General features: G+C 64.8%; 16 protein-coding genes. 7 read left to right on the forward strand and 9 right to left on the reverse strand.

Translation table 11 applies throughout. The features are described from left to right. Positions 1-2: 2 nt before the first annotated feature. From ACXHGZ_RS19250 to putP, 6 genes are all read right to left on the reverse strand, one after another. Complete coding sequence (locus ACXHGZ_RS19250; protein WP_480461018.1) at positions 3-1,418, reverse strand: PIG-L family deacetylase; 1,416 nt, start codon at positions 1,416-1,418, stop codon at positions 3-5. Then, the gene (locus tag ACXHGZ_RS19255; RefSeq protein WP_480461019.1) at positions 1,415-2,311 is read right to left on the reverse strand and encodes an antimicrobial resistance protein Mig-14; all 897 of its coding nucleotides are present in this window, start codon (positions 2,309-2,311) and stop codon (positions 1,415-1,417) included. Before ACXHGZ_RS19255 ends, ACXHGZ_RS19250 begins: the two co-directional genes overlap by 4 nt. Further along, positions 2,311-3,441: a glycosyltransferase gene (locus tag ACXHGZ_RS19260; protein WP_480461020.1), complete on the reverse strand. Its 1,131-nt coding sequence runs from the start codon at positions 3,439-3,441 to the stop codon at positions 2,311-2,313. The genes ACXHGZ_RS19255 and ACXHGZ_RS19260 overlap by 1 nt, the downstream gene beginning before the upstream one ends. Further along, on the reverse strand, positions 3,425-5,182 hold the full coding sequence (locus ACXHGZ_RS19265) for a carbamoyltransferase family protein (RefSeq protein ID WP_084854092.1): 1,758 nt from the start codon (positions 5,180-5,182) through the stop codon (positions 3,425-3,427). Before ACXHGZ_RS19265 ends, ACXHGZ_RS19260 begins: the two co-directional genes overlap by 17 nt. Before the next feature lie 158 nt (positions 5,183-5,340). Further along, positions 5,341-6,177 carry a 23S rRNA (adenine(2030)-N(6))-methyltransferase RlmJ gene (locus tag ACXHGZ_RS19270; RefSeq protein ID WP_480461021.1) on the reverse strand — a complete coding sequence of 279 codons (837 nt, stop codon included), beginning with the start codon at positions 6,175-6,177 and terminating at the stop codon, positions 5,341-5,343. Positions 6,178-6,355: 178 nt separating this feature from the next. Next, a complete protein-coding gene (gene putP / locus ACXHGZ_RS19275) occupies positions 6,356-7,834 on the reverse strand; it encodes a sodium/proline symporter PutP (protein ID WP_480461022.1) in 1,479 nt (492 codons plus the stop codon). A 355-nt stretch (positions 7,835-8,189) separates the two neighbouring features. On the opposite strand from putP, the gene putA reads away from it, so the two are divergent. After that, positions 8,190-12,140: a trifunctional transcriptional regulator/proline dehydrogenase/L-glutamate gamma-semialdehyde dehydrogenase gene (gene putA / locus ACXHGZ_RS19280; RefSeq protein WP_480461023.1), complete on the forward strand. Its 3,951-nt coding sequence runs from the start codon at positions 8,190-8,192 to the stop codon at positions 12,138-12,140. Between the two features lie 331 nt (positions 12,141-12,471). Here the strand turns inward: putA and ACXHGZ_RS19285 are convergent, their stop codons facing one another. From ACXHGZ_RS19285 to ACXHGZ_RS19295, 3 genes are all read right to left on the reverse strand, one after another. Continuing rightward, on the reverse strand, positions 12,472-13,068 hold the full coding sequence (locus tag ACXHGZ_RS19285; RefSeq protein ID WP_480461025.1) for a hypothetical protein: 597 nt from the start codon (positions 13,066-13,068) through the stop codon (positions 12,472-12,474). A 134-nt stretch (positions 13,069-13,202) separates the two neighbouring features. Beyond that, the gene (locus tag ACXHGZ_RS19290) at positions 13,203-14,138 is read right to left on the reverse strand and encodes a DMT family transporter (RefSeq protein ID WP_480461027.1); all 936 of its coding nucleotides are present in this window, start codon (positions 14,136-14,138) and stop codon (positions 13,203-13,205) included. 2 nt (positions 14,139-14,140) lie between these two features. Next, a complete protein-coding gene (locus tag ACXHGZ_RS19295) occupies positions 14,141-15,046 on the reverse strand; it encodes a hypothetical protein (protein ID WP_480461029.1) in 906 nt (301 codons plus the stop codon). Between the two features lie 365 nt (positions 15,047-15,411). On the opposite strand from ACXHGZ_RS19295, the gene ACXHGZ_RS19300 reads away from it, so the two are divergent. The 6 genes from ACXHGZ_RS19300 to yccS all read left to right on the forward strand — a co-directional run bounded on the left by ACXHGZ_RS19300 (position 15,412) and on the right by yccS (position 24,856). Further along, positions 15,412-16,854: a TldD/PmbA family protein gene (locus tag ACXHGZ_RS19300; protein ID WP_480461030.1), complete on the forward strand. Its 1,443-nt coding sequence runs from the start codon at positions 15,412-15,414 to the stop codon at positions 16,852-16,854. After that, positions 16,854-18,182, forward strand: a complete 1,329-nt coding sequence (locus ACXHGZ_RS19305) for a TldD/PmbA family protein (RefSeq protein WP_480461032.1) — start codon at positions 16,854-16,856, stop codon at positions 18,180-18,182. The genes ACXHGZ_RS19300 and ACXHGZ_RS19305 overlap by 1 nt, the downstream gene beginning before the upstream one ends. A 66-nt stretch (positions 18,183-18,248) precedes the next feature. After that, positions 18,249-19,676 (forward strand): multidrug transporter subunit MdtD, encoded by a 1,428-nt coding sequence (gene mdtD / locus ACXHGZ_RS19310; RefSeq protein WP_480461034.1) that lies wholly within the window; start codon positions 18,249-18,251, stop codon positions 19,674-19,676. Between the two features lie 112 nt (positions 19,677-19,788). Next, complete coding sequence (gene dbpA, locus ACXHGZ_RS19315) at positions 19,789-21,126, forward strand: ATP-dependent RNA helicase DbpA (RefSeq protein WP_480464103.1); 1,338 nt, start codon at positions 19,789-19,791, stop codon at positions 21,124-21,126. Positions 21,127-21,274: 148 nt separating this feature from the next. Beyond that, a complete protein-coding gene (locus ACXHGZ_RS19320; RefSeq protein WP_480461035.1) occupies positions 21,275-22,456 on the forward strand; it encodes a BaiN/RdsA family NAD(P)/FAD-dependent oxidoreductase in 1,182 nt (393 codons plus the stop codon). 216 nt (positions 22,457-22,672) lie between these two features. Further along, entirely contained in the window at positions 22,673-24,856 is a 2,184-nt protein-coding gene (yccS, locus tag ACXHGZ_RS19325; RefSeq protein ID WP_480461037.1) for a YccS family putative transporter, read from the forward strand. Positions 24,857-24,886: the final 30 nt, after the last annotated feature.

Consider the following 24,886-nt stretch of genomic DNA (forward strand, 5'->3'; position numbering starts at 1 on the left):
AATCATTCGTCACGCTCGCACGGGCGATGCCAGAACAGTTCGTGGCGGCGGACCGCCTTGCGGAAGAATTCGTTTTCGCCATACACCGACGGCTTGCGCCCGGCCAGCCAGTGCTGCAGCACCCGGCGCAAGCGGCGCTTGAACGGCGCAGGCGGCTGCAGGTCATGCATCATGCCCAACGCCATGGCTTTGTCGCGCTGGGTGGCAAGGTCCAGGACCCGGCAATAGGGCACCCAGGCCTGTTCGGCGCTCAACTGTGGAGGCAAGGCCACGCCATCGCCGCTGTCGCCCATGGGCCAGCGGTCGTTGTCGTGCAAATGGTTCGCGTAGTACAGCTGTGTCTCAGGCTGCCAGTCCAGGCCTTGCAAGGCTTCGTGCACTGCGGCCTGGGCACAGATGTGGTCCGGGTGCGGGTCGAGTTGCGGGTGCGGCATCACCAGCACCTGCGGCCGGGCCTGCAGCAGCAGGGTGCGCAGATCAGCCAGCAGATTGTGCCAGGTGGGGGCGCCATCGGCGTCGCCCGGCAAGGTGAAGGCATTCAAGCGGCGGAACGGGCGGGTATCGGCCAGCTCAGCCTCGCGCGAACCTACCGGTTGGTCTGGCGTCGCCTGCATCGCAGGCAGTTGCAGGCAGAAATAGCCCAGCTGGACACAATGTGCCTCGGGCACCCCGGCCCAACGTGGCACGGTAATGCTGTCCCAGGCGCGCAGACGGCCCTTGAGGCGCGCCGCCTCGGCCTTGGGCAGACCCATCTGCTGATAATGCTCGGCCTCGATCTCGCCGGCGGTCAGGGTGACGACCCAGGCTTCATCGGCCTGGCTGTAGAGACCATAGGCAGCCAGCTCGGCGTCGTCGGCATGGGGGGCGATGACCATGACCCGGCGCCGGTCGAGCTCGACCGGTGGGGTTATCCACAGCCGCGGCGTACCCACCAATCGACAATACCGGCCACGCAGGCGCAACGCCCCGGCCATCAGCGGCGCAGCGAAGCCGGTGAGGTTGAGAAAGCGCACACCATCCACGCCACGCTCGAAGGCCTGGCGGTCCTGCTCCGCTTCGCCCTGCAGCTCCACGCGCGGGTCGAGCCAGCGCCCCAGCCAGCTGCTTTTCAGCCGCACTTCGAGAATCAGCGTTTCATCCCCGGCCAAGGCCACGTCGGCCTGCAGCACGCCCTCGCGAAGGCTGGCGGCAACCTGGCGAGCCTGGTCACCGAAACGGTAGGCGTAGTCCTCGGCGGGCGAATAGAACAGGTGGTCGGCGAACCAAGCCTCGTGCGCCACCCACAGCAGCGGCAACAGCACCAGCGGCAACCACCACCAGGTGACGACCCCCAGTGCAGCCAACACGACCAGGCCTGCCAGCAGGCCCACGCGCTTGTTGCGCCGATGGCGCTTGAGCAACTGCTGCTTGCGGCTCACGACTGGAACACCGGCACGGGGTTGCACCAACGGTCCTTGTATTCACGATCGGCACGACCGAAGGAGAATCGCAGCGGCTTGTTGCGCGCCCGGGCATCTTCCCAGGCGGCCTGGGTATTGAGGAAGCTCAACACGCTGCCAGGGCTGAAGGCCTTTGTCTCGGGGTCCACGCCGCCGTTGACGTACTCGACGCTGACCCACTCCGGCGCCTCGACCCGGTACACCAGCTGGATGGCGATAGGGGCCCCGTCGAGCAGCAGCACCGAGCCGATCAACAGCTCGCGCAGGCGCTCCAGCACATCGGCCATGCGTGCCGCGCCGGTGGCCGGGAAGCCCCAGCGGCGCTGGAACAGGTCGCAGTACATGGTTGCGATTTCGTTGGCGGAGAAATCACTGATCGGCCGCACCACACCGCCCGCCTCTTCCAGCAGGCGCAACTCGCGGCGCTGGTTGTAGCGAAACTTCTTGGACAGGTCTTCGTGGGCACGCGCCATGGCCAGTTGCTCGGCCTGCGCCTTGAGCCCCGTGAATCTACCCTGGTTCAGCTCCGACAGGTAACGCCCGGCATGACGCAGCGGCGCCCCGGCATCACCGGCGGCCGGCAGGATGATCTCGGCATTGCCGAGGTCGAACAGGCCTTTCTTGCCGTGACGCTTGAGCACGTCCTTGGACAGTGCCAGGTGCCGGCCCCAGGTAGGAATGGCCGCCTTGACTTCGCCATCGACCTCCCAGCCCAGATAACGCACCGGAATCTGCGCCAGGTCGGCCAATTGCTCGATCACCAACGGATGGGTCGCGACGCTGCCGCCGAAACGTTGCCAGGCAGCGGCATAGGTGGCGGCATCGACAGGCGCCCAACCGCGTTCGCGAAAGGCCCGGATATGATTGAGCATCACGCCTCCGCTACCAGTGCGCGTACCTGCGGCAACGCCCAGAAGGCCTCGCGCACGGCCTGGTCGGAGAAGCGCTGGTGCAGCCGTTGCAGCATATGTTCGGCGCATGCCTGGCGCTGCGATGCGTCCAGCCCCGCCATGTGCTTGAGGCCCTGGGCCAGTTGGCCAGCATCACCCAACGGGAACAGCACGCCCACGCCTTCGACCACTTCCTGGGCACCGCCACAGGCAGTGGCGAGCAAGGGCACGCCCGCGACCATAGCCTCCAGCAGGACCATGCCGAACGGCTCGTGGTCCGAGCTCAGGGCGAACACGTCGAAGGCCTGGAAATAGCGACGGGCATCGGGTACCTGGCCGAGGAAGTCGACCTGCCCGGCAATGCCCAGCGCCATGGCCTGGGCCTTGAGCGCCTCTTCCAGACGGCCCTTGCCCAGGATCGCCAGGCGAGCACCGGCGGGTAGGCCCGGCAGTGCCTCGGCGAAACCACGCAGCAGGGTAGCCTGGTCCTTGTCCGGGTGCAGGCGCCCGACATTGCCGACGATCCAGGCCTGCGGGTCGAGCCCCAGGGCCCTACGCGCTTCTTCACGGGGCACCAGGCTGGCCTGCAGCGCCTGTACGTCGATGCGGTTGTACAGGGTCTGGATACGCTCGGCCGGCCACTGCGCCAGGCAGCGGCGCATGTCGTCGCGCACCGCGTCCGAGACGCCCAGCAGGCTCAGGCGCTTGCGAAACAGGTTGGCGAACAAGCGTCGGCCACTGCGCTGGTAGTCGCCGAACGCATGGTGCACGCCGATCACCGGCAGGCCGGTGCCCAGCAGCGCCACGTAGATCGGCTTGAAGCGGTGGGCGATGCAGAAGCTGAAATCGCGCGCGGCTGCGATCTTGCGCAGGGCCGCGATGGCCCCGAGCTTCAGGCCGCGCACGGCCTTGGAGCTGAACTCCAGGAATAGCACCTCGTCCGAAGCGCAGCCAGCCGCGACCTCGGGGTCGGCCTTGCCGGTCAGGAAGACCGTGGTGACCTGATAGCCGCGGCCCTGGAACAGGCTGGCGTATTGACGGGCGCAATCCAGGAACGGCCCGTCATAGCCATGGCAGAACTGCAGGACGCGCCGTTCAGAGCGGTTGGTCATAAGGCGCTGCGCCATCCTTGACCACCAGGATGTCTTCCATGATCAGGTACTGCAGGTCCGAGCCGAAGAACATGTTCAGGGCATCGGTCGGCGAGCAGATCATGGGTTCGCCACGACGGTTGAGCGAGGTGTTCAGCGACACGCCGTTGCCGGTCAGGTCTTCGAGGGCCTTCATCATGTCGTAGTAGCGCGGGTTGTATTCGCGCTTGAGCACCTGGGCGCGGGAAGTGCCGTCCTCGTGGACCACTTCAGGCACGCGGGTTTTCCACTCCTCGGCCACCTCGAAGGTGAAGGTCATGAACGGTGCCGGGTGGTCGACCTTGATCATCTGCGGGGCGACGGTGTCGAGCATCGACGGGCAGAAAGGTCTCCAGCGCTCGCGGAACTTGATCTGCTCGTTGATCCGGTCAGCCACGCCCGGCACGCTCGGGCAACCGATGATGGAGCGGCCGCCCAAGGCGCGCGGGCCGAACTCCATGCGCCCCTGGAACCAGGCCACCGGGTTGCCATCGACCATGATCCTGGCGATACGCTGGGGCATGTCGTCGAGCTTGCGCCATTTGGGCGCGTTCGGGTGGCGGGCGCAGGCGGCGATCACGTCTTCGTTGGAGTACGCTGGGCCGAGGTAGACGTGCTCCATCTTCTCGACCGGTACGCCACGGGCGTGGGACACATAGGCCGCCGCGCCGACCGCGGTACCGGCGTCGCCGGACGCCGGCTGCACGAACAGTTCCTTGACGTCCGGGCGGGCGATGATCTTCTGGTTGAGCTTGACGTTCAGCGCGCAGCCGCCGGCGAAGGCCAGCTTGCCGGTCTGCTTGAGGATGTCGCCCAGGTAGTGGTCGATCATCTGCAGGGCGAGCTTCTCGAACAGCGCCTGCATGCTCGCCGCGTAGTGGATGTACGGCTCATCGGCGATGTCGCCTTCGCGCTTGGGCCCCAGCCACTCGATCAGCTTGGGCGAGAAGTAGAAGCCCTTGCCCTTCTCTTTATAGCGACGCAGGCCGATGACATTGGCATATTCGGTGTTGATCACCAGCTCGCCGTTCTCGAAGCTGGCCAGGCGGGAGAAGTCATACTTGCTGGCATCGCCGTACGGGGCCATGCCCATGACCTTGAACTCGCCGTCGAGCATTTCGAAGCCGAGGAACTCGGTGATCGCGCCATACAGGCCGCCCAGGGAATCCGGGTCGTAGAACTCCTTGATCTTGTGGATCTTGCCGTTCTCGCCGTAGCCGAAGAAGGTAGTGGCGTACTCACCCTTGCCGTCGATGCCGAGGATCGCGGTCTTTTCCTTGAAACCCGAGCAGTGGTAGGCGCTGGAGGCGTGGGCCAGGTGGTGTTCGACCGGCTCGATCTTGATCTTCTTCGGGTCGAAGCCCAGCTGCTCCAGGCACCAGACGATCTTCTTGCGGTAGCGCTTGTAGCGACGGTTGCCCATCAGGATCGCATCGAGGGCGCGGTCCGGGGCATACCAGTAGCGCTTGGCATAGTGCCAGCGTGCCTTGCCGAACAGGCTGATGGGGGCGAAGGGAATGGCCACCACGTCGACGTCGGACGGTTTGATACCGGCCTGCTCCAGGCAGAACTTCGCCGACTCGTAGGGCATGCGGTTCTTCGCATGCTTGTCACGCACGAAGCGCTCTTCTTCGGCGGCGGCAACCAGTTTGCCGTCGATGTACAGGGCCGCGGAAGGGTCATGGCTAAGGGCGCCGGACAGGCCAAGAATCGTCAATGCCAAGGGTCTAGCCTCTTCATTCGGTAGAGATGCGCCGACGGCCTCACGGGCGGACGGCGGCTAAAGGGCGGGATTATAACGCAAACATATGCGCAACGCGGCAACCTGTACCGGCCTCATCGCCGGCAAGCCGGCGATGAAGCCAGCACAGGCAATCAAGATTATTCGGCGATCAGCCAGTCCATCCGGTAGCTACCAGCAGTCTGTGCCAACTCTTTCGCCAGCCAGGGCAGCAGCTCCTTGAGCTCGTCCTCCAGGCCCCACGGCGGGTTGGCGATGGCCAGGCCCGAGCCGTTCAGCCCCTGCGGGCTGTCCTGATGATGCACATACAGCTCGACCCGCAGCAGCTTGGGCGCACCAGTGCTGGTCAGGTCCTGGTAGAAACGGGTCAGGGAACGCTGGTCCTTGATCGGGTACCAGATCGCCGCGACGGTCTGGCGCATGCGGCCGATCGCTTCTTTCATCGCCACGGTGCAGCGCTTGAGCTCATCGGCCTGCTCGAAGGGCGGGTCGATCAACATCACGGCGCGCTTTTCCTGTACTGGCAGCAAGACCCGGGGAACATGCCAACCCTCGCCCAGGTGCACGATCACTCGCGGGTCCTTCTTCATGTTGTCCTTGAGCAGCGGGCCGTCCTCGGGGTGCTTCTCGTTGAGCAGCGCGCGATCCTGCTGGCGCATCAGGCGCCGCGCCAGCTCCGGGGAGCCCGGGTAGTAGCGCAGCTCGCCGTCGGGGTTCATGCGCTTGATGATGCGCAGGTAATCGGCGGTGACGGCCGGCAGGTCATCGCGGTTCCACAGGCGGGCGACGCCTTCGAGGTATTCACCGGTACGGGTCGCCTGGTCGCCCTGCAGGTCGTACAGGCCAAGGCCGGCGTGGGTGTCGATATAGGCGAAGGGCTGTTCCTTGCGCGACATCAAGGCGATGAGGCGGGTCAGCACGATGTGCTTGAGGACGTCGGCGTGGTTGCCGGCGTGAAAGGCGTGACGATAGTTCATGGCGACTCCTGCGGGGATGGCAAGTTTACCTTGTCATGCAGGTGGCGTCAGGCCTGGATGTCAGAGTTGGCCTCATCGCCGGCAAGCCGGCCCCCACAGAAGCCCTGGAACCTTCAGGCCAGTGCTTGCTGTGGGAGCCGGCTTGCCGGCGATGGGGCCGACGCCTATTCGACAGGTATCACTTGTCAGCGTGATACGCCGCGTCAGCCTTCTCGAAGCGCGAGACCATGCTGGTCGACGGACGGCCCAGCTTGCTCACCACGACGATGGCGATGCTGGCGAACAGGAAGCCCGGGATGATCTCGTACAGACCCAGGCCAACGTAGTTCTTCCACAGGATCACGGTCAGCGCACCGACCACGATACCGGCCAGGGCGCCGTTGCGGGTCATGCCCTTCCACAATACCGAGATCAGCACCACCGGACCGAAGGCGGCACCGAAGCCGGCCCAGGCATAGGCCACCAGGCCCAGCACGCGGTTTTCCGGGTTGGCGGCCATGGCGATGGCGATCAGGGCCACGGCCAGGACCATCAGACGACCGACCCAGACCAGCTCAAGCTGGGAAGCGCCCTTGCGCAGGAAGGCCTTGTAGAAGTCTTCGGTCAGGGCGCTGGAACACACCAGCAGCTGGCAGCTCAAGGTGCTCATCACCGCAGCCAGGATGGCCGACAGCAGCACACCGGCGATCCAGGGGTTGAACAGGATCTTGGCCAGCTCGATGAACACACGTTCGTGGTTCTCGGTGACAGGACCCGCTACCTCGGGGTGCGCAGAGAAGTAGGCAATGCCGAAGAAGCCTACGGCACAGGTACCGGCCAGGCACAGGATCATCCAGGTCATGGAGATACGGCGGGCCTTGGCGATGGATTTCACCGAGTCGGCGGCCATGAAGCGCGCCAGGATGTGCGGCTGGCCGAAGTAGCCCAGGCCCCAGCCCATCAGCGAGACGATGCCGATGAAGGTCGCGCCCTTGAACATGTCGAAGTTCGTCGGATCTTGCAGCTCGATGGCCTGGAACGTCGCATCGAAGCCGCCAGTAGAGATCAGCACGATGACCGGCGTGAGGATCAGCGCGAAGATCATCAGCGAGGCCTGCACGGTGTCGGTCCAGCTCACGGCCAGGAAGCCACCGATGAAGGTATAGGCGATGGTCGCCGCGGCACCGGCCCACAGGGCGGTCTCGTACGACATGCCGAAGGTGCTTTCGAACAGGCGGGCGCCGGCGACGATGCCGGAGGCGCAATAGATGGTGAAGAACACCAGGATGACGATGGCCGAGATGATCCGCAGCAGGCCCGACTGGTCTTCGAAGCGGCTGGAGAAGTAATCCGGCAGGGTCAGCGCGTCACCGTTGTGTTCGGTCTGCACACGCAGGCGGCCAGCGACGAACAGCCAGTTGAGGTAGGCGCCGACAGTCAGGCCGATGGCGATCCAGGCCTCGGACAGGCCCGCGAAATAGATGGCCCCAGGCAGGCCCATCAACAACCAGCCGCTCATGTCGGAGGCACCGGCGGAAAGCGCGGTCACCACGCTGCCGAGGCTACGGCCGCCGAGAATGTAGTCGGAGAGGTTCTTGGTGGAGCGATAGGCGGCGAAGCCGATCAGCACCATTACTGCGATATAGATCACGAAAGTGATCGTCAATGGATTGCCCATGGTTGTGCCCTGGCATTTGTTTTTATGTTTAGCGACCGCCCGGACGGCGGTTGCACCTAGGCGACGAATCCTATGCAACAACGCGAATCAGGTGCAACCATTTTTCGATGGCAAGTTGCACCCATGCGGGCATTTTCAGAAAAATCCTGCTTTTTGTATCTTTTTGGAGCATAGACAATGGTTTTCAGAAGAAAACGCACCAAGAACGTGCCTTTTCGTCGTGTAAGAAAAGCCTCCAGACGAGTTGCACCTTTTCAACATAAAAATCGGGTTGCACCCGGTTGCACCTGATTTGTCCTACAGCTAATCTTGCGTCCAGCTTAGGCCACACCCGTGGCAATAACGAGGATAAAAAATGGCGACGACCACCCTTGGGGTCAAACTCGACGACCCGACCCGTGAGCGACTCAAAGCAGCTGCGCAGTCCATCGACCGCACGCCGCACTGGTTGATCAAGCAAGCGATCTTCAACTACCTGGAGAAGCTCGAGGGTGGCGCCACCCTGAACGAACTGAGCGGCCACGGCAGCACCGCTGGCGATGACGCCGGCGAAGTCCAGCCCGACCACAGCCACCAGTGCTTCCTGGAGTTCGCCGAGAGCATCCTGCCGCAATCGGTGCTGCGCTCGGCCATCACCGCAGCCTACCGCCGCCCCGAGCCGGAAGTGGTACCCATGCTGCTTGAGCAGGCTCGCCTGTCGGTCGAGCAGGCAGACGCCACCAACAAGCTGGCCGCCGGTATCGCCGAGAAACTGCGCAACCAGAAGAGCACCGGTGGTCGTGCCGGTATCGTCCAAGGCCTGCTGCAGGAGTTCTCCCTGTCGTCCCAGGAAGGCGTGGCCCTGATGTGCCTGGCCGAGGCCCTGCTGCGCATCCCCGACAAGGGTACCCGCGATGCGCTGATCCGCGACAAGATCAGCACCGGCAACTGGCAGCCGCACCTGGGCAACAGCCCGTCGCTGTTCGTCAACGCCGCCACCTGGGGCCTGCTGTTGACCGGCAAGCTGGTCTCCACTCACAACGAATCCGGCCTGACCTCCTCGCTCACCCGCATCATCGGCAAGAGCGGCGAGCCGATGATCCGCAAGGGTGTCGACATGGCCATGCGCCTGATGGGCGAACAGTTCGTCACCGGCGAGACCATCGCCGAAGCCCTGGCCAACGCCAGCCGCTTCGAGTCCAAGGGCTTCCGCTACTCCTACGACATGCTCGGCGAGGCTGCCCTGACCGAACATGACGCGCAGAAGTACCTGGCCTCCTACGAGCAGGCGATCCACTCGATCGGCAAGGCTTCCCACGGTCGTGGCATCTATGAAGGCCCAGGCATCTCCATCAAGCTGTCGGCCCTGCACCCGCGCTACAGCCGCGCCCAGTACGAGCGCGTGATGGAAGAGCTGTATCCGCGCCTGCTGTCGCTGACCCTGCTGGCCAAGCAATACGACATCGGCCTGAACATCGACGCCGAGGAAGCCGACCGCCTGGAGCTGTCCCTGGACCTGCTCGAGCGCCTGTGCTTCGAGCCGTCGCTGGCCGGCTGGAACGGCATCGGCTTCGTCATCCAGGCCTACCAGAAGCGTTGCCCGTACGTGATCGACTATGTCATCGACCTGGCCAAGCGCAGCCGCCACCGCCTGATGATCCGCCTGGTGAAAGGCGCGTACTGGGACAGCGAGATCAAGCGCGCCCAGGTCGAAGGCCTGGAAGGCTACCCGGTCTATACCCGCAAGGTGTACACCGACGTGTCCTACATCGCCTGCGCACGCAAGCTGTTGTCGGTACCCGAAGCCATCTACCCGCAGTTCGCCACCCACAACGCCCACACCCTGTCGGCCATCTACCACATCGCCGGCCAGAACTACTACCCGGGCCAGTACGAGTTCCAGTGCCTGCACGGCATGGGCGAGCCGCTGTACGAGCAGGTGGTGGGCAAGGTTTCCGAAGGCAAGCTGAACCGCCCGTGCCGCGTCTATGCACCGGTCGGCACCCATGAAACCCTGCTGGCCTACCTGGTTCGCCGTCTGCTGGAAAACGGCGCCAACACCTCGTTCGTCAACCGCATCGCCGACCACTCGATCTCCATCCAGGAACTGGTCGCCGACCCGGTTGCCAGCATCGAGCGCATGGCTACCCAGGAAGGCCAGATCGGCCTGCCGCACCCGCGCATCCCGCTGCCACGCGACCTCTATGGCAACGAGCGGGCCAACTCGGCCGGTATCGACATGGCCAACGAGCATCGCCTGGCGTCGCTGTCCTGCGCCCTGCTGGCCACCGCCCACAACGACTGGAAGGCTGCCCCGCTGCTGGCCTGCGCCGCCAGCGACCAACCTGCCGCACCCGTGCTCAACCCGTCGGACCACCGCGATGTGGTGGGCCACGTGCAGGAAGCGACCGTCGCCGATGTCGACAATGCCATCCAGTGCGCGCTCAATGCCGCACCGATCTGGCAGGCCACACCGCCGGCCGAACGCGCCGCGATCCTCGAGCGCACCGCCGACCTGATGGAGGCCGAGATCCAGCCGCTGATGGGCCTGCTGGTGCGCGAAGCCGGCAAGACCTTCGCCAATGCCATCGCCGAAGTGCGCGAGGCCGTGGACTTCCTGCGCTACTACGCCGTCCAGGCACGCAACGACTTCAGCAATGACGCCCACCGCCCGCTGGGCCCGGTGGTGTGCATCAGCCCGTGGAACTTCCCGCTGGCGATCTTCACCGGCCAGGTGGCTGCCGCCCTGGCCGCCGGTAACCCGGTACTGGCCAAACCGGCCGAACAGACCCCGCTGGTCGCCGCCCAGGCCGTGCGCCTGCTGCTCGAAGCCGGCATCCCTGAAGGCGTGCTGCAACTGCTGCCTGGCCGCGGCGAGACCGTCGGTGCCGGCCTGGTGGGTGACGAGCGCGTCAAAGGCGTGATGTTCACCGGCTCCACCGAAGTGGCGCGCCTGCTGCAACGCAATATCGCCGGTCGCCTGGATGCCCAGGGCCGCCCGATCCCGCTGATCGCCGAGACCGGCGGCCAGAACGCCATGATCGTCGACTCCTCGGCGCTGACCGAGCAGGTGGTGATCGACGTGGTGTCCTCGGCCTTCGACAGCGCCGGCCAACGCTGCTCGGCCCTGCGCGTGCTGTGCCTGCAGGAAGACTCCGCCGATCGCGTGATCGAGATGCTCAAGGGCGCCATGGCCGAAAGCCGCCTGGGCAACCCAGAGCGCCTGTCCGTGGACATCGGCCCGGTGATCGATGCTGAAGCCAAGGCCGGTATCGAGAAACACATCCAAGGCATGCGCGAGAAAGGCCGTGCGGTCTATCAGGTGGCCATCGCCAACAGCGAGGAATGCAAGCGCGGCACCTTCGTCATGCCGACCCTGATCGAGCTGGAGAGCTTCGACGAGCTCAAGCGCGAGATCTTCGGCCCGGTGCTGCACGTGGTGCGCTACAACCGCAAGGACCTCGACCAGCTGATCGAGCAGATCAACGCTTCCGGCTACGGCCTGACCCTGGGCGTGCATACCCGCATCGACGAGACCATCGCCAAGGTGGTGGATAACGTCAATGCCGGCAACATGTACGTGAACCGCAACATCGTCGGTGCAGTGGTGGGCGTGCAGCCGTTCGGCGGCGAAGGCCTGTCCGGCACCGGCCCGAAAGCCGGTGGCCCGCTGTACCTCTACCGCCTGCTGTCGACCCGCCCGGCCGACGCCATCGCCCGCCACTTCCAGCGCGCCGACGGGGAAAGCAAGGTCGACAGTGCCCTGCGCGACCAGTTGATCAAGCCGCTGCACGCCCTCAAGAGCTGGGCTGGCAGCAACCAGCCCGAGTTGGCCACGCTGTGCGAGCAGTTCGCCGAGCAGTCCCAGAGCGGCATCACCCGCGTACTGCCAGGCCCGACCGGCGAGCGCAACACCTACACCGTACTGCCACGTGAGCACGTGCTGTGCCTGGCCGACAACGAGGCCGACCTGCTGGCCCAGTTCGCCGCCGTGCTGGCCGTGGGCAGCTCGGCAGTATGGGCCGACGGCGAGCCGGCCAAGAGCCTGCGCGCCCGCCTGCCCAAGGAGCTGCAGGCCAAGGTCAAGCTGGTGGCCGACTGGCAGAAGGACGAAGTGGCCTTCGACGCGGTCATCCACCACGGCGACTCCGACCAGCTGCGCAGCGTCTGCGAGCAGGTGGCCAAGCGCGCCGGTGCCATCGTCGGTGTGCATGGGCTGTCCAGTGGCGATCACCAGATCGCCCTGGAGCGCCTGGTGATCGAGCGGGCGGTAAGCGTGAATACCGCTGCGGCGGGTGGTAACGCCAGCCTGATGACCATCGGCTGATAGTAGCGAGTGAAGAAAAAGGGAGAGCCTCGGCTAATGCCGGTTAGTTAAGCCTTATCGGCTGCATTTGGGGCTGCTTCGCAGCCCATCGCCGGCAAGCCGGCTCCCACAGGTTCCGCGGTGTCTACAACAGCAGCGCAGGAAAGGTGGGAGCCGGCTTGCCGGCGATGGGGCCTTAACTGACAGGCATTAGAGCCTCGGCTCTCCCTTTTTCATGATTAGGACCTGGAAGTCGATTGGGCCTAAAGCTGCATCTAGATCGATACCTGGCATGAACACCGGCTAGCTTTCGCTTGTTGGAGCGGCACCGGAACGATACCGTGCCAGTTGATCAAATCGAGCGGCCACAACATGCCGCCAATACGAACAGGGCCATGAGAATCCATACCAGGTTGGCAACCGTCAGCGCCGCATTGCCACGCCCCAATGAATCGCCCTGTGACACGTTGATCACCTGCTGAACCTTGACCATGGCCACCAAGGGAAGGCTCAGGCAAAGCAGAACCGACACCGCCACGGCGAACACGTATCGCACGGTCGCGGGCGTCACACCGGCCTCTTGCACCTGCATCCCGAGAAGAACCCAGGCGCAGAACAAGGCAACGTGAGGCAGCCATAGCATCAAGGTAATCCCCAATGGCGACCAGTCTACCGATCGCCCCGCGTCGCGCTCATACCGCGCTACCCGCGTAAGCAACGGGTACAGCAGCAGCCCACCGAACAGGCAAAGCAACAGCGGGACCAGCCGGAGACCCTGCTCCTTTCGGTACAACAACCATTGCCGGTAGTACCAGTACGTCGTGTAGCTGCCCATGGAGAGCATTATCATCAGGATGAGCTTGGGAATGGCGACTACCTGAAAACGCGGAAGCGGCTCAGCCGGGGCCGAGGCCGAGAGGGATACCATAGAAACACTTGTGTTGGGCATGACAACGACCTTCGTTCAAGAAAGCCGTCATCAAAAACGATGCGTGAAAGTCGTGCAGCAAGACCGTTCCCAAACCTGCATCGGACCGTTCGCAAAGAAAATTGACGGAATGTAACTTCACCGGTATCGCTCCATTACAGCTGTTTCGACGCCCCGAGCCCATTGGCAGGCGAGACCGCCCTGCGCCGATGGCGAGTGATGGCGATCCCCGCCGCGACCACCGCGATGCCCACATAGGCCGTCCAATGGATGGCATCACCGAACATCAACGCTGCCCACAGCAATGTCACAGGCGGCTCCAGATAGACCAGCGCCGAGACACGGGTCGCCGACAGTTTCGTCAGCAATACCCATAGGCTCAGGTAGGCAATGAACGTGGAGAACAAGGTCAGCCATGCAACGGCCGCCCAGACCTGTGTGCTGGCCGGAACCTCGATCAAGCTCAACGGGGCCCCTGTGGCGGCGAGCAGTACCAGCGTGGCGCATGACTGCAGGAACAACGGCATCAGCAAGCCATCCTTGCTGTGGCCGGTCTCCAGCACCGTCTGCCGCCGCTGGTACAGGGTGGCGATGGACAACGTCACCGCGGCAATCAGCGGCAGGGCGTACAGCCAGGGGGCGAGCCGGGTCGTGGACAGGTTGTATTCACCGAGTATGACCATGCTGACACCCGCGAACCCGACCCCAAGCCCCAACCACTCCTGCCGACCACTGCGCTCATGCTGGTCGTTGTTGCTCATCGATGCCGTGATCAACGGCTGCAGCGCACAGATGATGGCGGCGATTCCAGCAGGCAGCCCACCGCGGATGGCAATGTAGACGCTGACCAGGTAGGCGAATTGGGCCAGGAAGCCGATCACGGCGTTGTAGCGCACCTGTGCCCATGACAACGTACGCAGCCGGTGCGCAACGAACGGCAGCAGACAGAGGCTGACCAGCAGGAAGCGCCAGAACAGCAGGTTGATGGCGCCGGCATCTTCGGTGCCCAGCCGGGCACCAATGAAGCCCGAGCTCCAGGACAGCACGAAGATAGCCTGCAGCAGGATCAGGTATGGCGCACTGCTTGGCATGTTCACGCCCCTATGCGATGCAATTGTTCGAACGTAATGTTCAGCACATAGTTGGTGCCGTCTGTGTGCCACATGCCCAGTTGCTGCGGCTGGACAGGCTGAAGGGTCACGGCCACATGGATCGGCTCGTCCAGGAGCCGTAACGGCAGGAGAATGGCTTCGTGCTCGCCCGACGGGGTGAAGCCTTGTTGCAGCGCCACCATCCGCGAGAATTCGACCATGCACGGGTTGGCATAGAACGTGAGGATGGCGTTTTGCAGGCCTTGGTCGTACACCTGCATTTCCGAAAGGATGTAGGTCGCGTCACCTGCAAGATTTCGGATCAGCCGCCCGGTGTTTACCGGCAGCTCGTTGCCTTCCTGGAACCCCAACAGGGTGATCAGGGTTAGGTCTTGGTCGTGACGCAATGCGTCACGGGTGACGGTGCGATAGTCGGCGGCCATGTAGTTGAAGCTGCCCGCCCCTTGCACGATGGGACGCACAGCATCGCTCATGGCGGGTTCCGAGGCCTGGTTGATGTCGATGGCGGTGTAGCGAATGGAACTGGACGTCTCGGCCATGCGCTTGAGCAGGCACACGCTCTTGATCGGCTCAGGGCCCAGTTCGACGTAGTGCACGCGCCGCCCACTGCCCAGAGCGGCCAACCGCTCGGCGACGTTGCCGATGACGTTCTTGAGCGCCCCCTGGCCCGTTGCGTCGGCACATAGCCCGGCCTGGCCCACACCTTGCTCGTTCAAGGCGCGCATGAGCAGAAATATCTCGTGGTTGTAGCGATGATCGGCGCCGGGGCCCGGCTCTGGCTGGGCCAAGGTCGAGTACTTCTCATGGTTCTCGACGGTCCATAAACGCACGTTCTGGTAAGCAGGGGTGCGTACGAGTGCATCTACAACGAAGTCGTTCAGGCTCATCCGTATCATTCCATTGCAATTCGGGGGAGAGGCATGCCTTGACCCCACAGTAAGAGGGGGTATAAAGCCTGTACAGTTGAGTAAATCGAAGCGCTGATTCGATCTGAGCAAATCAGGTGGCGACATGGGCCCACCACGTCGCATTGCACCTGAACGCGATGTTGAAAGCCGCCATCCAGAAGGAAGGCGCCGCCTAATGAGGCTGCCGGTTCGCCTGGGTGCGTAGCCGGCTGCGCGTTAATTCCTGACCGACAAGTACCGGGCTGCCATAATGTCCAGACATCGCCCCAGGCCAAGCCCCTAGCCGCCAAGGCAATGTATGAGGGTGGTTCTAGGGGGAGCCACCGCGCACCGGAGGTTCCCGCATGTTCGATTCCAGCGCCCTGCTGCATCAACGCTTCAAAGCGCTGCGCAGCTCGGCCGAGATGTTTTCCCTGCGCCATGTGAAGCAGTCGCACCAGAGCCTGTCGGTGCGCCGCAATGTGGCCGAACCGCCTTCTTTCAGCCAGGACGAAGGCGCGATGCTCACCGTGCGCATCAATGGCGTCGAGGCCTATGCCGCCACCGCCGACCTGTCCCAGGCCGGGCTGCAGCGCGCCCTGGAGCAGGCCGAAGCCCTGGCCCGCACCATCGCCGCCCACAGTTTGCTTGACCTGCGCGACCAGCCGGTGACAAGCCAGCGTCACGACCATGTCTCGCCCAACTTCGACCAGCCCCTGCCAAGCCTGGCCGAGTGCCTCGAGCTGCTCGCCAGCGAATCGGCCAGCGTACCCAGGGACAGCCGCCTGGTGGACTGGCAGGCGAGCCTGGGCACCAGCCTGGTCGAGCAGACCTACCTGAACTCGGCCGGTGCCGAACTGCGCCATGCCCAACGCTTCCTGTTCCCCGGCCTGAGCGTGACCGCCAGCGATGGCCAGGACAGCCAGTGCCGCAGCCTGGGCCGGGAGAACTTCGGCCAGCAGGGCGGCTTCGAAGTCATCGAGCGCTGTGGCCTGGTCGGTGCCGCCCGCCGCATCGCAGACCAAGCCCTGCAATTGCTGCTGGCACCCAATACCCCCAGCGGCCCTCGCGACCTGCTGCTGATGCCCGACCAGATGATGCTGCAGATCCACGAATCCATCGGCCACCCGCTGGAGATGGACCGGATCCTGGGCGACGAACGCAACTACGCCGGCACCAGCTTCGTCAAGGCGAGCGACTTCGGCCACTTGCAGTACGGCTCGACCCTGCTCAACGTGACCTTCGACCCCACCCTCGGCGAAGAATTGGCCAGCTATGCCTTCGATGACGATGGCACCCAGGCGAGCAAGCAGTACCTGATCCGCGACGGCCTGTTGCTGCGCCCCCTGGGCGGGGCGTTGTCGCAATACCGCTCGGGCCTGGAGGGCGTGGCCAACAGCCGGGCCTGCGGCTGGAACCGTGCTCCCATCGACCGCATGGCCAACCTCAATATCGAACCCGGCGACCGGACGCTCGCGCAATTGGTCGCCGGTATCGAGCGCGGCATCCTGATGCGCACCAACCGCTCCTGGTCCATCGACGATGCGCGCAACAAGTTCCAGTTCGGCTGCGAGTGGGGTCAGCTGATCGAAGATGGCGAGCTCAAGGGGGTGGTAAAGAACCCCAACTACCGCGGCATTTCCGCCGACTTCTGGCGCAACCTGTCCGCAGTGGGTGACCACAGCACCTTCCAGGTGCTCGGCACGCCCAATTGCGGCAAGGGCGAACCCAACCAGGTAGTACGGGTCGGCCACGCCTCGCCGGCCTGCGTGTTCCGCCAGATCGACGTATTCGGAGGGGACGCCTGATGGCCCGCTACCAACAACGTTTCGAAGACCTGCTCGGCACCCTGCGCAGTGCCATCGAGCCTGGGGAGCATTTCACCCTCGGTTACAGTGCCGAGCACTCGCAGTTCGTACGCCTGAACCATGCCAAGGTGCGCCAGGCTGGCCTGGTCAGCCAGGCCAGCGTCCAACTGCGACTGGTGCGCGATGGCCGCCAGGCGCAGCAGCAGGTCACTCTGGGCGACGACGCCGCCCTCGACAGCCAACGCCTGCGCGACGGCCTCGCACAGTTGCGCCAGACCTTGCCGCTGCTCCCGGCCGACCCCTACCTGAGGCTCGATGAAAGCGCCTGGCACAGCCACAGCCTGCTGCAGGAGCCGCTACCGGAACTGAGCGAAGTGCTGGCACTGGTCGAGCGCGAGGCCGGCGACCTGGACCTGGTCGGGATCTATGCCGCAGGCCCCATCTGCCACGGCTTTGCCAGCTCATTCGGTGCCTTCGGCTGGCACCAGGCCAACAGTTTCAACTTCGACTGGAGCCTGTTCCATGCCAACGGCCAGGCGGTCAAAGCCAATTATGCGGGCCAGGCCTGGAATACTGAGCACTTCGTCGCGCGTCTGCGCCAGGCCCGTGAGCAACTGGCATTCTTGGGGCGCCCGGCCATCACTCTCGAGCCCGGCCGCTACCGGGCCTACCTGGCCCCAGCGGCCATGGACGAGATCGCCGGCATGCTCTGCTGGGGCGGCTTTTCCGCCCAAGCGCTGGCCACCGGCAACAGCGCGCTGCAGCGCCTGTACAACGGCGATGCCTGCCTCAGCCCACTGGTCAGCTTCGACGAACAGGTCAGCGGTTCGCTGAGCCCGCCGTTTTCCGATGAGGGCTCGCCTCGCCAGGACCTGCGTCTGATCAGCAAGGGCCGCGCCCTGGAGCGCCTGGTCAGCGCACGCAGCGCTGTCGAGTTCGAACTGCAGGCCAACGGTGCCGACGGCTACGAGTCGCCTTGTGCGCTGAGCCTGGCGCCGGGGCAGCTGGCATCGGCGCAGGTCCTCGAGCGGCTGGGCACGGGCCTGTACATCAGCAACCTCTGGTACCTGAACTACTCCGACCTGCCGGCCGCGCGCATGACCGGGCTGACCCGTTTCGCCACGTTCTGGGTCAAGGAAGGTCGTATCCAGGGGCCGGTGAGCACCATGCGCTTCGATGACAGCCTGTACAGCCTGCTGGGCAGCCAGCTGGAAGACCTGACCCGTGAGCGGGAGTTGATCCTGTCGACCAGCACCTATGGCCAACGCAGCACTGGATCGAGTCATTTACCGGGGGCGTTGGTCAAAGCCCTGACACTGACATTGTGATTGGATTGTCCGGCCCTTTCGCGGGCTCACCCGCGAAAGGGCCGGATCCTGACAACCGAGGACGTCATGCCCGAACGCGCCCCGCTGGACCCTGTCACCGCCCGCTGGATCCCCTGGGTGGTGGCGATCGCTTTCTTCATGCAGTCCCTGGACGGCACCATCCTCAATACCGCCCTGCCCGCCATGGCCCGCTCCCTGGCCGAGGACCCGCTGCGCATGCAGGGCGTGATCATCGCCTACATGCTCACCGTCGCCTTGTTGATCCCTGCCTCGGGCTGGATCGCCGACCGTTTCGGCACCAAGCGCATCTTCTTCAGCGCCATCATCCTCTTCAGCCTCGGCTCGCTGCTGTGCGCCATGGCCAACAGCCTGACCTTCCTGATCCTTGCCCGGGTCATCCAAGGCCTGGGCGGCGCCCTGATGTTGCCGGTCGGCCGGCTGGTGGTGCTGCGCGCCTACCCGCGCTCGGAGCTGGTGCGAATCATGAGCTTCGTCACCATCCCCGGCCTGCTCGGCCCGCTGCTCGGCCCGACGCTGGGCGGCTGGCTGGTGGAGATCCTCAGCTGGCACTGGATCTTCCTGATCAACCTGCCCGTCGGCGCACTGGGCTGCTATGCCGTGTGGAAGTTCATCCCCGACCTGCGCGGCGTCGAACGCACCACGTTCGACGGCCCTGGTTTCATCCTGTTCGGCGCGGCGATGGTGCTGATCACCATCGCCATGGAGGGTCTGGGCGAGCTGCACCTGCCACACCTGCGGGTCATGCTCCTGCTGTTCGCCGGCATGGCGTGCCTGGCCGCGTACTGGCTGCGCGCCGGGCGTGACCCGGAACCGCTGTTCCCGCCCAGCCTGTTCCGCGTGCGCACCTTCGCCATCGGTATCCTGGGCAACCTGTTCGCGCGCCTGGGCAGCGGCGCCCTGCCCTTCCTCGTACCGCTGCTGTTGCAGGTGGCGCTGGGTTACTCACCGGCCGAAGCCGGCATGAGCATGATCCCGCTGGCGGCGGCGGCGATGCTGGCCAAATCCATCGCCAGGCCGCTGATCGAGCGCTTCGGCTATCGCATCATCCTCACCGGCAACACCCTGCTACTCGGTGCGCTGTTGGCCAGCCTGGGGCTGGTGGACGAACAGACGCCCTATACCCTGCTATTGGTACAACTGGCCCTGCTCGGGGCGGTCAACTCGATGCAGTTCACGGCCATGAACACCGTGACCTTGATCGACCTGGACGACGCCCACGCCAGCAGCGGCAACAGCCTGTTGTCGGTGGTCGCGCAACTGTCCCTGAGCCTCGGGGTGGCCTGCGCCGGCGCCCTGCTCGGCGGCTTCAGCGCAGCCGGCAGCGCCGAGGGCGTGGAAAGCACCTTGGGCGCTTTCCAGCTGACCTTCCTGACCATCGGCCTGATGGCGATGCTCGCAGCGGCGATCTTCCTGCAGCTCGCGCCGACGGACGGAAGGCGTGCCCGTCGTCAGGAAGCACACATGGAGTCGTAGGGCGAATGGCCACGAGGCTGGTAGACTGTGCGGCATTTTTCGCTTCGCAACGCAGGCCCGCCTCGTGACCACCGATTCCACCGCCTTCGCCACCCTGCCGCTGTCCGCTGCCATGCTGGCTAACCTGGACGCCCTCGGCTACACCTCGATGACGCCGATCCAGGCCCAGAGCCTGCCGGTCATCCTCAAGGGCCAGGACCTGATCGCCCAGGCCAAGACCGGTAGCGGCAAGACTGCCGCCTTCGGCATCGGCCTGCTCAACCCGATCAACCCGCGCTACTTCGGCTGCCAGGCCCTGGTGCTGTGCCCCACCCGCGAGCTCGCCGACCAGGTGGCCAAGGAATTGCGTCGCCTGGCCCGGGCCGAGGACAACATCAAGATCCTCACCCTCTGCGGCGGCGTGTCCCTCGGCCCACAGATCGCCTCGCTGGAGCATGGCGCGCACATCATCGTCGGCACCCCGGGTCGGGTGCAGCAGCACCTGGACAAGGGCACCCTGGTGCTCGACGGGCTCAATACCCTGGTGCTGGACGAAGCCGACCGCATGCTCGACATGGGCTTCTTCGACGCCATCGCCAGCATCATCGGCAAGACCCCATCGCGCCGCCAGACCCTGCTGTTCTCGGCCACCTACCCGGCCGGCATCGAGCAACTGGCCGCCGATTTCATGCGCAAGCCGCAGCAGGTGAAGGTCGAGAGCCTGCACGCCGACAACCAGATCGAACAACGTTTCATCGAGATCGACCCGCAGCAACGCCTGGAAGCCGTCACCCGCGTGCTGGGCCACTACCGCCCACAATCGTGCGTGGCGTTCTGCTTCACCAAGCAACAGTGCGAGGACCTGGTCGCCCACCTGACCGCCAAGGGCATCGTCGCCCAGGCCCTGCACGGCGACCTGGAGCAGCGCGACCGCGACCAGGTGTTGACGATGTTCGCCAACCGCAGCAGCTCGGTACTGGTTGCCACCGACGTGGCCGCCCGGGGCCTGGACATCGATGGCCTGGACATGGTCATCAACGTCGAACTGGCCCGTGATGCCGAGATCCACGTGCATCGCGTCGGCCGTACGGGCCGCGCCGGCGAGAAAGGCATCGCCATCAGCCTGGTTGCGCCTGCCGAAGGCCACCGCGCCCAGGCCATCGAAGACCTGCAGAAACGCCCGCTGCGCTGGGAGCAGCTCGACAGCCTGAAAAGCAAAGGGGGCGAGCCCCTGCTGCCGGCGATGACCACCCTGTGCATCGCCGCCGGCCGAAAGGACAAGCTGCGCCCAGGCGATATCCTCGGCGCGCTGACCGGCGATGCCGGTATCCCCGGCAAACAGGTGGGCAAGATCGCCATCTTCGACTTCCAGGCGTTCGTGGCCGTGGAGCGCGCGGTGGCCAAGCAGGCCATGCAGCGGCTTAACAGCGGCAAGATAAAGGGCCGGTCCCTGAAAGTCCGCATCATCTGAAAGCAACGCATGTCTCCTGTGGGAGCGGGCTCGTCCCGCGATAGCGTCAGCTCAGGCCACTGAGTCATCCCTGCCGAGAGGCCATCGGGGGACAAGCCTGCTCCCACAGGTTCAGCGTTTCATCTTCGAGTCCAGACAGGTTTACACCGTGCATTCCACCGACGTGATCATCCTCGGCGCTGGCGCCGCCGGCCTGATGTGCGCCCAGCTCACCGCCCGCCGCGGCCGCCGCGTGCTGGTGCTCGACCATGCCAACAAGCCAGGCAAGAAAATTCTCATGTCCGGTGGCGGTCGCTGCAACTTCACCAACCTGTACACCGAGCCGGCCAACTTCCTCTCGCATAACCCGCATTTCTGTAAGTCGGCCCTGGCCCGCTACACCCAGTGGGACTTCATCGAGCTGGTGGCCAAGCACGCCGTGCCCTACCACGAGAAGAAGCTCGGCCAGCTGTTCTGCGACAACAAGGCCAGCGACATCCTCGACATGCTGTTGGCCGAGTGCGACGAGGCCGGCGCCGAGATCCGCATGCACACCAGCATCGAACAGATCGAGAAGACCGAGAGCGGCTACCTGCTGCAGACCAGCGCCGGTCAATTCGCCTGCCAATCCCTGGTGATCGCCACCGGCGGTTTGTCGATCCCGACCCTGGGCGCCACCGGTTTTGGCTACCAGGTGGCGCGCCAGTTCGGCCACAGCCTGCTGCCTACGCGTGCCGGCCTGGTGCCGTTCACCATCACCGAGCCTCAACTCAAGGCACTGTGCACCGAGCTTTCCGGGACCTCGCTGGACTGCATCGCCAGCTGCAACGGGACCAGCTTCCGGGAAAACCTGCTGTTCACCCACCGCGGCCTGAGCGGCCCGGCGATCCTGCAGATCTCCTCGTTCTGGGAGGCCGGCGACACGGTCGAACTCAACCTGCTGCCGGACCGCGATGCACTGGCCTGGCTGCAGCAGGTCCAGGCCGAGCGCGCCAATGCCGAGCTCAAGACCGTGCTGGCCGAGGTGTTCACCCGCAAACTGGCCAACCTGTTGGCCGAGCAGTGGTTCGTCTCCAAGCCGATGAAGCAGTACACCCCGGCCGAACTGGCCGAGGTCGCCGAGAGACTGTCGGCCTGGCAGGTGGTACCGGCCGGTACCGAGGGCTACCGCACTGCCGAGGTGACCCTGGGCGGCGTGGATACCCGCGAGGTCTCGTCCAAGACCATGGAATCGCTCAAGAGCCCGGGGCTGTATTTCATCGGCGAGGTGCTGGACGTAACCGGCCACCTGGGTGGCTTCAACTTCCAATGGGCCTGGGCTTCGGCCAACGCCGCGGCGCAGTTCGTGTAGAGTAGAATCCTTTCAGCAGCACGGAACGCTTCTTGCTGGTCCGTGTGGCAATGCCGGCATCGTATTGGGGCTGCTACGCAGCCCATCGCGGGACAAGCCCGCTCCTACAGGGGTTACGCATACCCCTTTGTAGGGCTTGTCCCGCGATGGGGCGCGCAGCGGCCCCATGATGGATGGCATGAAAGGTATTCATTCGATCACTGCCAGCAGGCCATCATGTCATCGAGCTCGTTCCGCCATTCATTGCGTCGCCTTTGGGGCCAAGACAAGTTCAGCTACAGCATCCGGGTTACGATCGCCCTGACCGGCAGCATGGCCCTGTGCTGGTACCAGGACGAAATGGCCCTGTTGATCCCGCTGTTCCTGGGCATCATTGCCAGCGCCCTGGCCGAGACCGACGACGGCTGGCAAGGCCGCCTGAGTGCGCTGGCCGTGACCTTGGTGTGCTTCGCCATCGCCGCGCTGTCGGTGGAGCTGTTGTTCCCCTACCCCTGGTTGTTCGCTGTCGCGCTGGCCCTGGCCACCTTCGGCCTGACCATGCTTGGCGCCCTGGGCGAGCGCTACGGCGCCATCGCCTCGGCCACATTGATACTTTCGGTGTACACCATGATCGGCGTGGACCAGCGCGGCGGCCAGGTCAGCGACTTCTGGCACGAACCCCTGCTGCTGGTGGCGGGCGCGGCCTGGTACGGCCTGCTGTCGGTGCTGTGGCAGGCCCTGTTTTCCAATCAGCCGGTGCAACAGAGCCTGGCCAAGCTGTTCCTCGAACTCGGCCGCTACCTCAAGCTCAAGGCCAACCTGTTCGAGCCGATCCGCAACCTGGACCTCGAGGCCCGGCGCCTGGAGCTGGCCCAGCAGAACGGCAAGGTGGTGGCGGCCCTGAATGCGGCCAAGGAGATCATTCTGCACCGGGTCGGCAACAGCCAGCCGAATTCCAAGGTCAGCCGCTACCTCAAGCTGTACTTCCTGGCCCAGGACATCCATGAGCGGGTCAGCGCTTCGCACTATCCCTACAACGCCTTGGCCGAGGCGTTCTTCCACAGCGATGTGATGTTCCGCTGCCAGCGCCTGCTGCGCCAGCAGGGCTCGGCCTGCCAGCAATTGTCGCAGTCGATCCGCCTGCGCCAGCCGTTCGTCTATGGCACAGGTTTCGCTGAAGCGCTGGAGGACCTCAATGCCTCGCTGGAGCACCTGCGCATCCAGAGCAACCCGGCCTGGCGCAGCCTGCTGCGCTCCTTGCGGGCGTTGGCCGGCAACCTGGCGACCCTCGACCGCCTGCTGGGCGCCGCCAGCAACCCGGACAGCCTGGCCGACACCGGCGACAGCAGCCTGCTGGACCGCTCACCGCGCAACCTCGAGGACGTCTGGAGTCGCCTGCGCACCCAGCTGACACCGACCTCGCTGCTGTTCCGCCATGCCCTGCGCCTGTCCCTGGCACTGTCGGTGGGCTACGGCATGGTGCACCTGATCCACCCGACCCAGGGCTACTGGATCATCCTCACCACCCTGTTCGTCTGCCAGCCCAACTATGGCGCCACTCGGCGCAAGCTGGTGCAGCGTATCCTCGGTACCGCCATCGGCCTGACCGTGGGTTGGGCACTGTTCGACCTGTTCCCCAGTCCGATCATCCAGTCCATGTTCGCGGTGGTCGCCGGGGTGGTGTTCTTCGTCAACCGCACCACCCGCTACACTCTGGCCACCGCCGCGATCACGCTGATGGTGCTGTTCTGCTTCAACCAGATCGGTGATGGGTACGGCCTGTTCCTGCCGCGTTTGTTCGATACCCTCGTGGGCAGCCTGATCGCGATTCTGGCGGTGTTCCTGTTCCTGCCCGACTGGCAGGGGCGGCGCCTGAACAAGGTGCTCGCCAATACCCTCACCTGCGCCAGTGCCTATCTGCGCCAGATCATGCAGCAGTATGCCCATGGCAAGCGCGACGACCTGGCCTACCGCCTGGCCCGCCGCAATGCCCACAACGCCGATGCGGCGCTGTCGACCACGCTGGCCAACATGCTCATGGAGCCTGGGCATTTCCGCAAGGAAGCCGATGTGGGCTTCCGCTTCCTGGTGCTCTCCCATACCCTGCTCAGCTACCTCTCCGGGCTCGGCGCGCACCGCGACACGGCGCTACCGCCGGAGGTCCACGAGCAGTTGATCGATGGCGCCGGACAAAGCCTGGCCAACAGCCTCGATGAGATCGCCAATGGCCTGGCCGCGCGCCTGCCCGTGGCCATTCACAGCGATGCCGAGGAAGCCCTGGCCGGCGCATTGGAGCAAATGCCCGAGGAACTGGATGAACACCAGCGCCTGGTGCAGACGCAACTGGCGCTGATCTGCCGCCAGCTTGGGCCGCTGCGCACCCTGGCGGCACACCTGATCAAGGAAAACCCGCCGCACTGACCCTGCGCGGTGGTTTGGCAGCGGGGTTCA

It is taken from the genome of Pseudomonas shiyinii (assembly GCF_056725765.1).

Excerpts from the sequence above, each read along its gene's own strand:
- ACXHGZ_RS19255 (WP_480461019.1), bottom strand. The coding sequence starts at position 2,311 with ATGCTCAATCATATCCGGGCCTTTCGCGAACGCGGTTGGGCGCCTGTC.
- ACXHGZ_RS19260 (WP_480461020.1), bottom strand. The coding sequence starts at position 3,441 with ATGACCAACCGCTCTGAACGGCGCGTCCTGCAGTTCTGCCATGGCTAT.
- ACXHGZ_RS19270 (WP_480461021.1), bottom strand. The coding sequence starts at position 6,177 with ATGAACTATCGTCACGCCTTTCACGCCGGCAACCACGCCGACGTCCTC.
- putP (WP_480461022.1), bottom strand. The coding sequence starts at position 7,834 with ATGGGCAATCCATTGACGATCACTTTCGTGATCTATATCGCAGTAATG.
- putA (WP_480461023.1), top strand. The coding sequence starts at position 8,190 with ATGGCGACGACCACCCTTGGGGTCAAACTCGACGACCCGACCCGTGAG.
- ACXHGZ_RS19285 (WP_480461025.1), bottom strand. The coding sequence starts at position 13,068 with ATGCCCAACACAAGTGTTTCTATGGTATCCCTCTCGGCCTCGGCCCCG.
- ACXHGZ_RS19290 (WP_480461027.1), bottom strand. The coding sequence starts at position 14,138 with ATGCCAAGCAGTGCGCCATACCTGATCCTGCTGCAGGCTATCTTCGTG.
- ACXHGZ_RS19295 (WP_480461029.1), bottom strand. The coding sequence starts at position 15,046 with ATGAGCCTGAACGACTTCGTTGTAGATGCACTCGTACGCACCCCTGCT.
- ACXHGZ_RS19300 (WP_480461030.1), top strand. The coding sequence starts at position 15,412 with ATGTTCGATTCCAGCGCCCTGCTGCATCAACGCTTCAAAGCGCTGCGC.
- ACXHGZ_RS19305 (WP_480461032.1), top strand. The coding sequence starts at position 16,854 with ATGGCCCGCTACCAACAACGTTTCGAAGACCTGCTCGGCACCCTGCGC.
- mdtD (WP_480461034.1), top strand. The coding sequence starts at position 18,249 with ATGCCCGAACGCGCCCCGCTGGACCCTGTCACCGCCCGCTGGATCCCC.
- dbpA (WP_480464103.1), top strand. The coding sequence starts at position 19,789 with ATGCTGGCTAACCTGGACGCCCTCGGCTACACCTCGATGACGCCGATC.
- yccS (WP_480461037.1), top strand. The coding sequence starts at position 22,673 with ATGTCATCGAGCTCGTTCCGCCATTCATTGCGTCGCCTTTGGGGCCAA.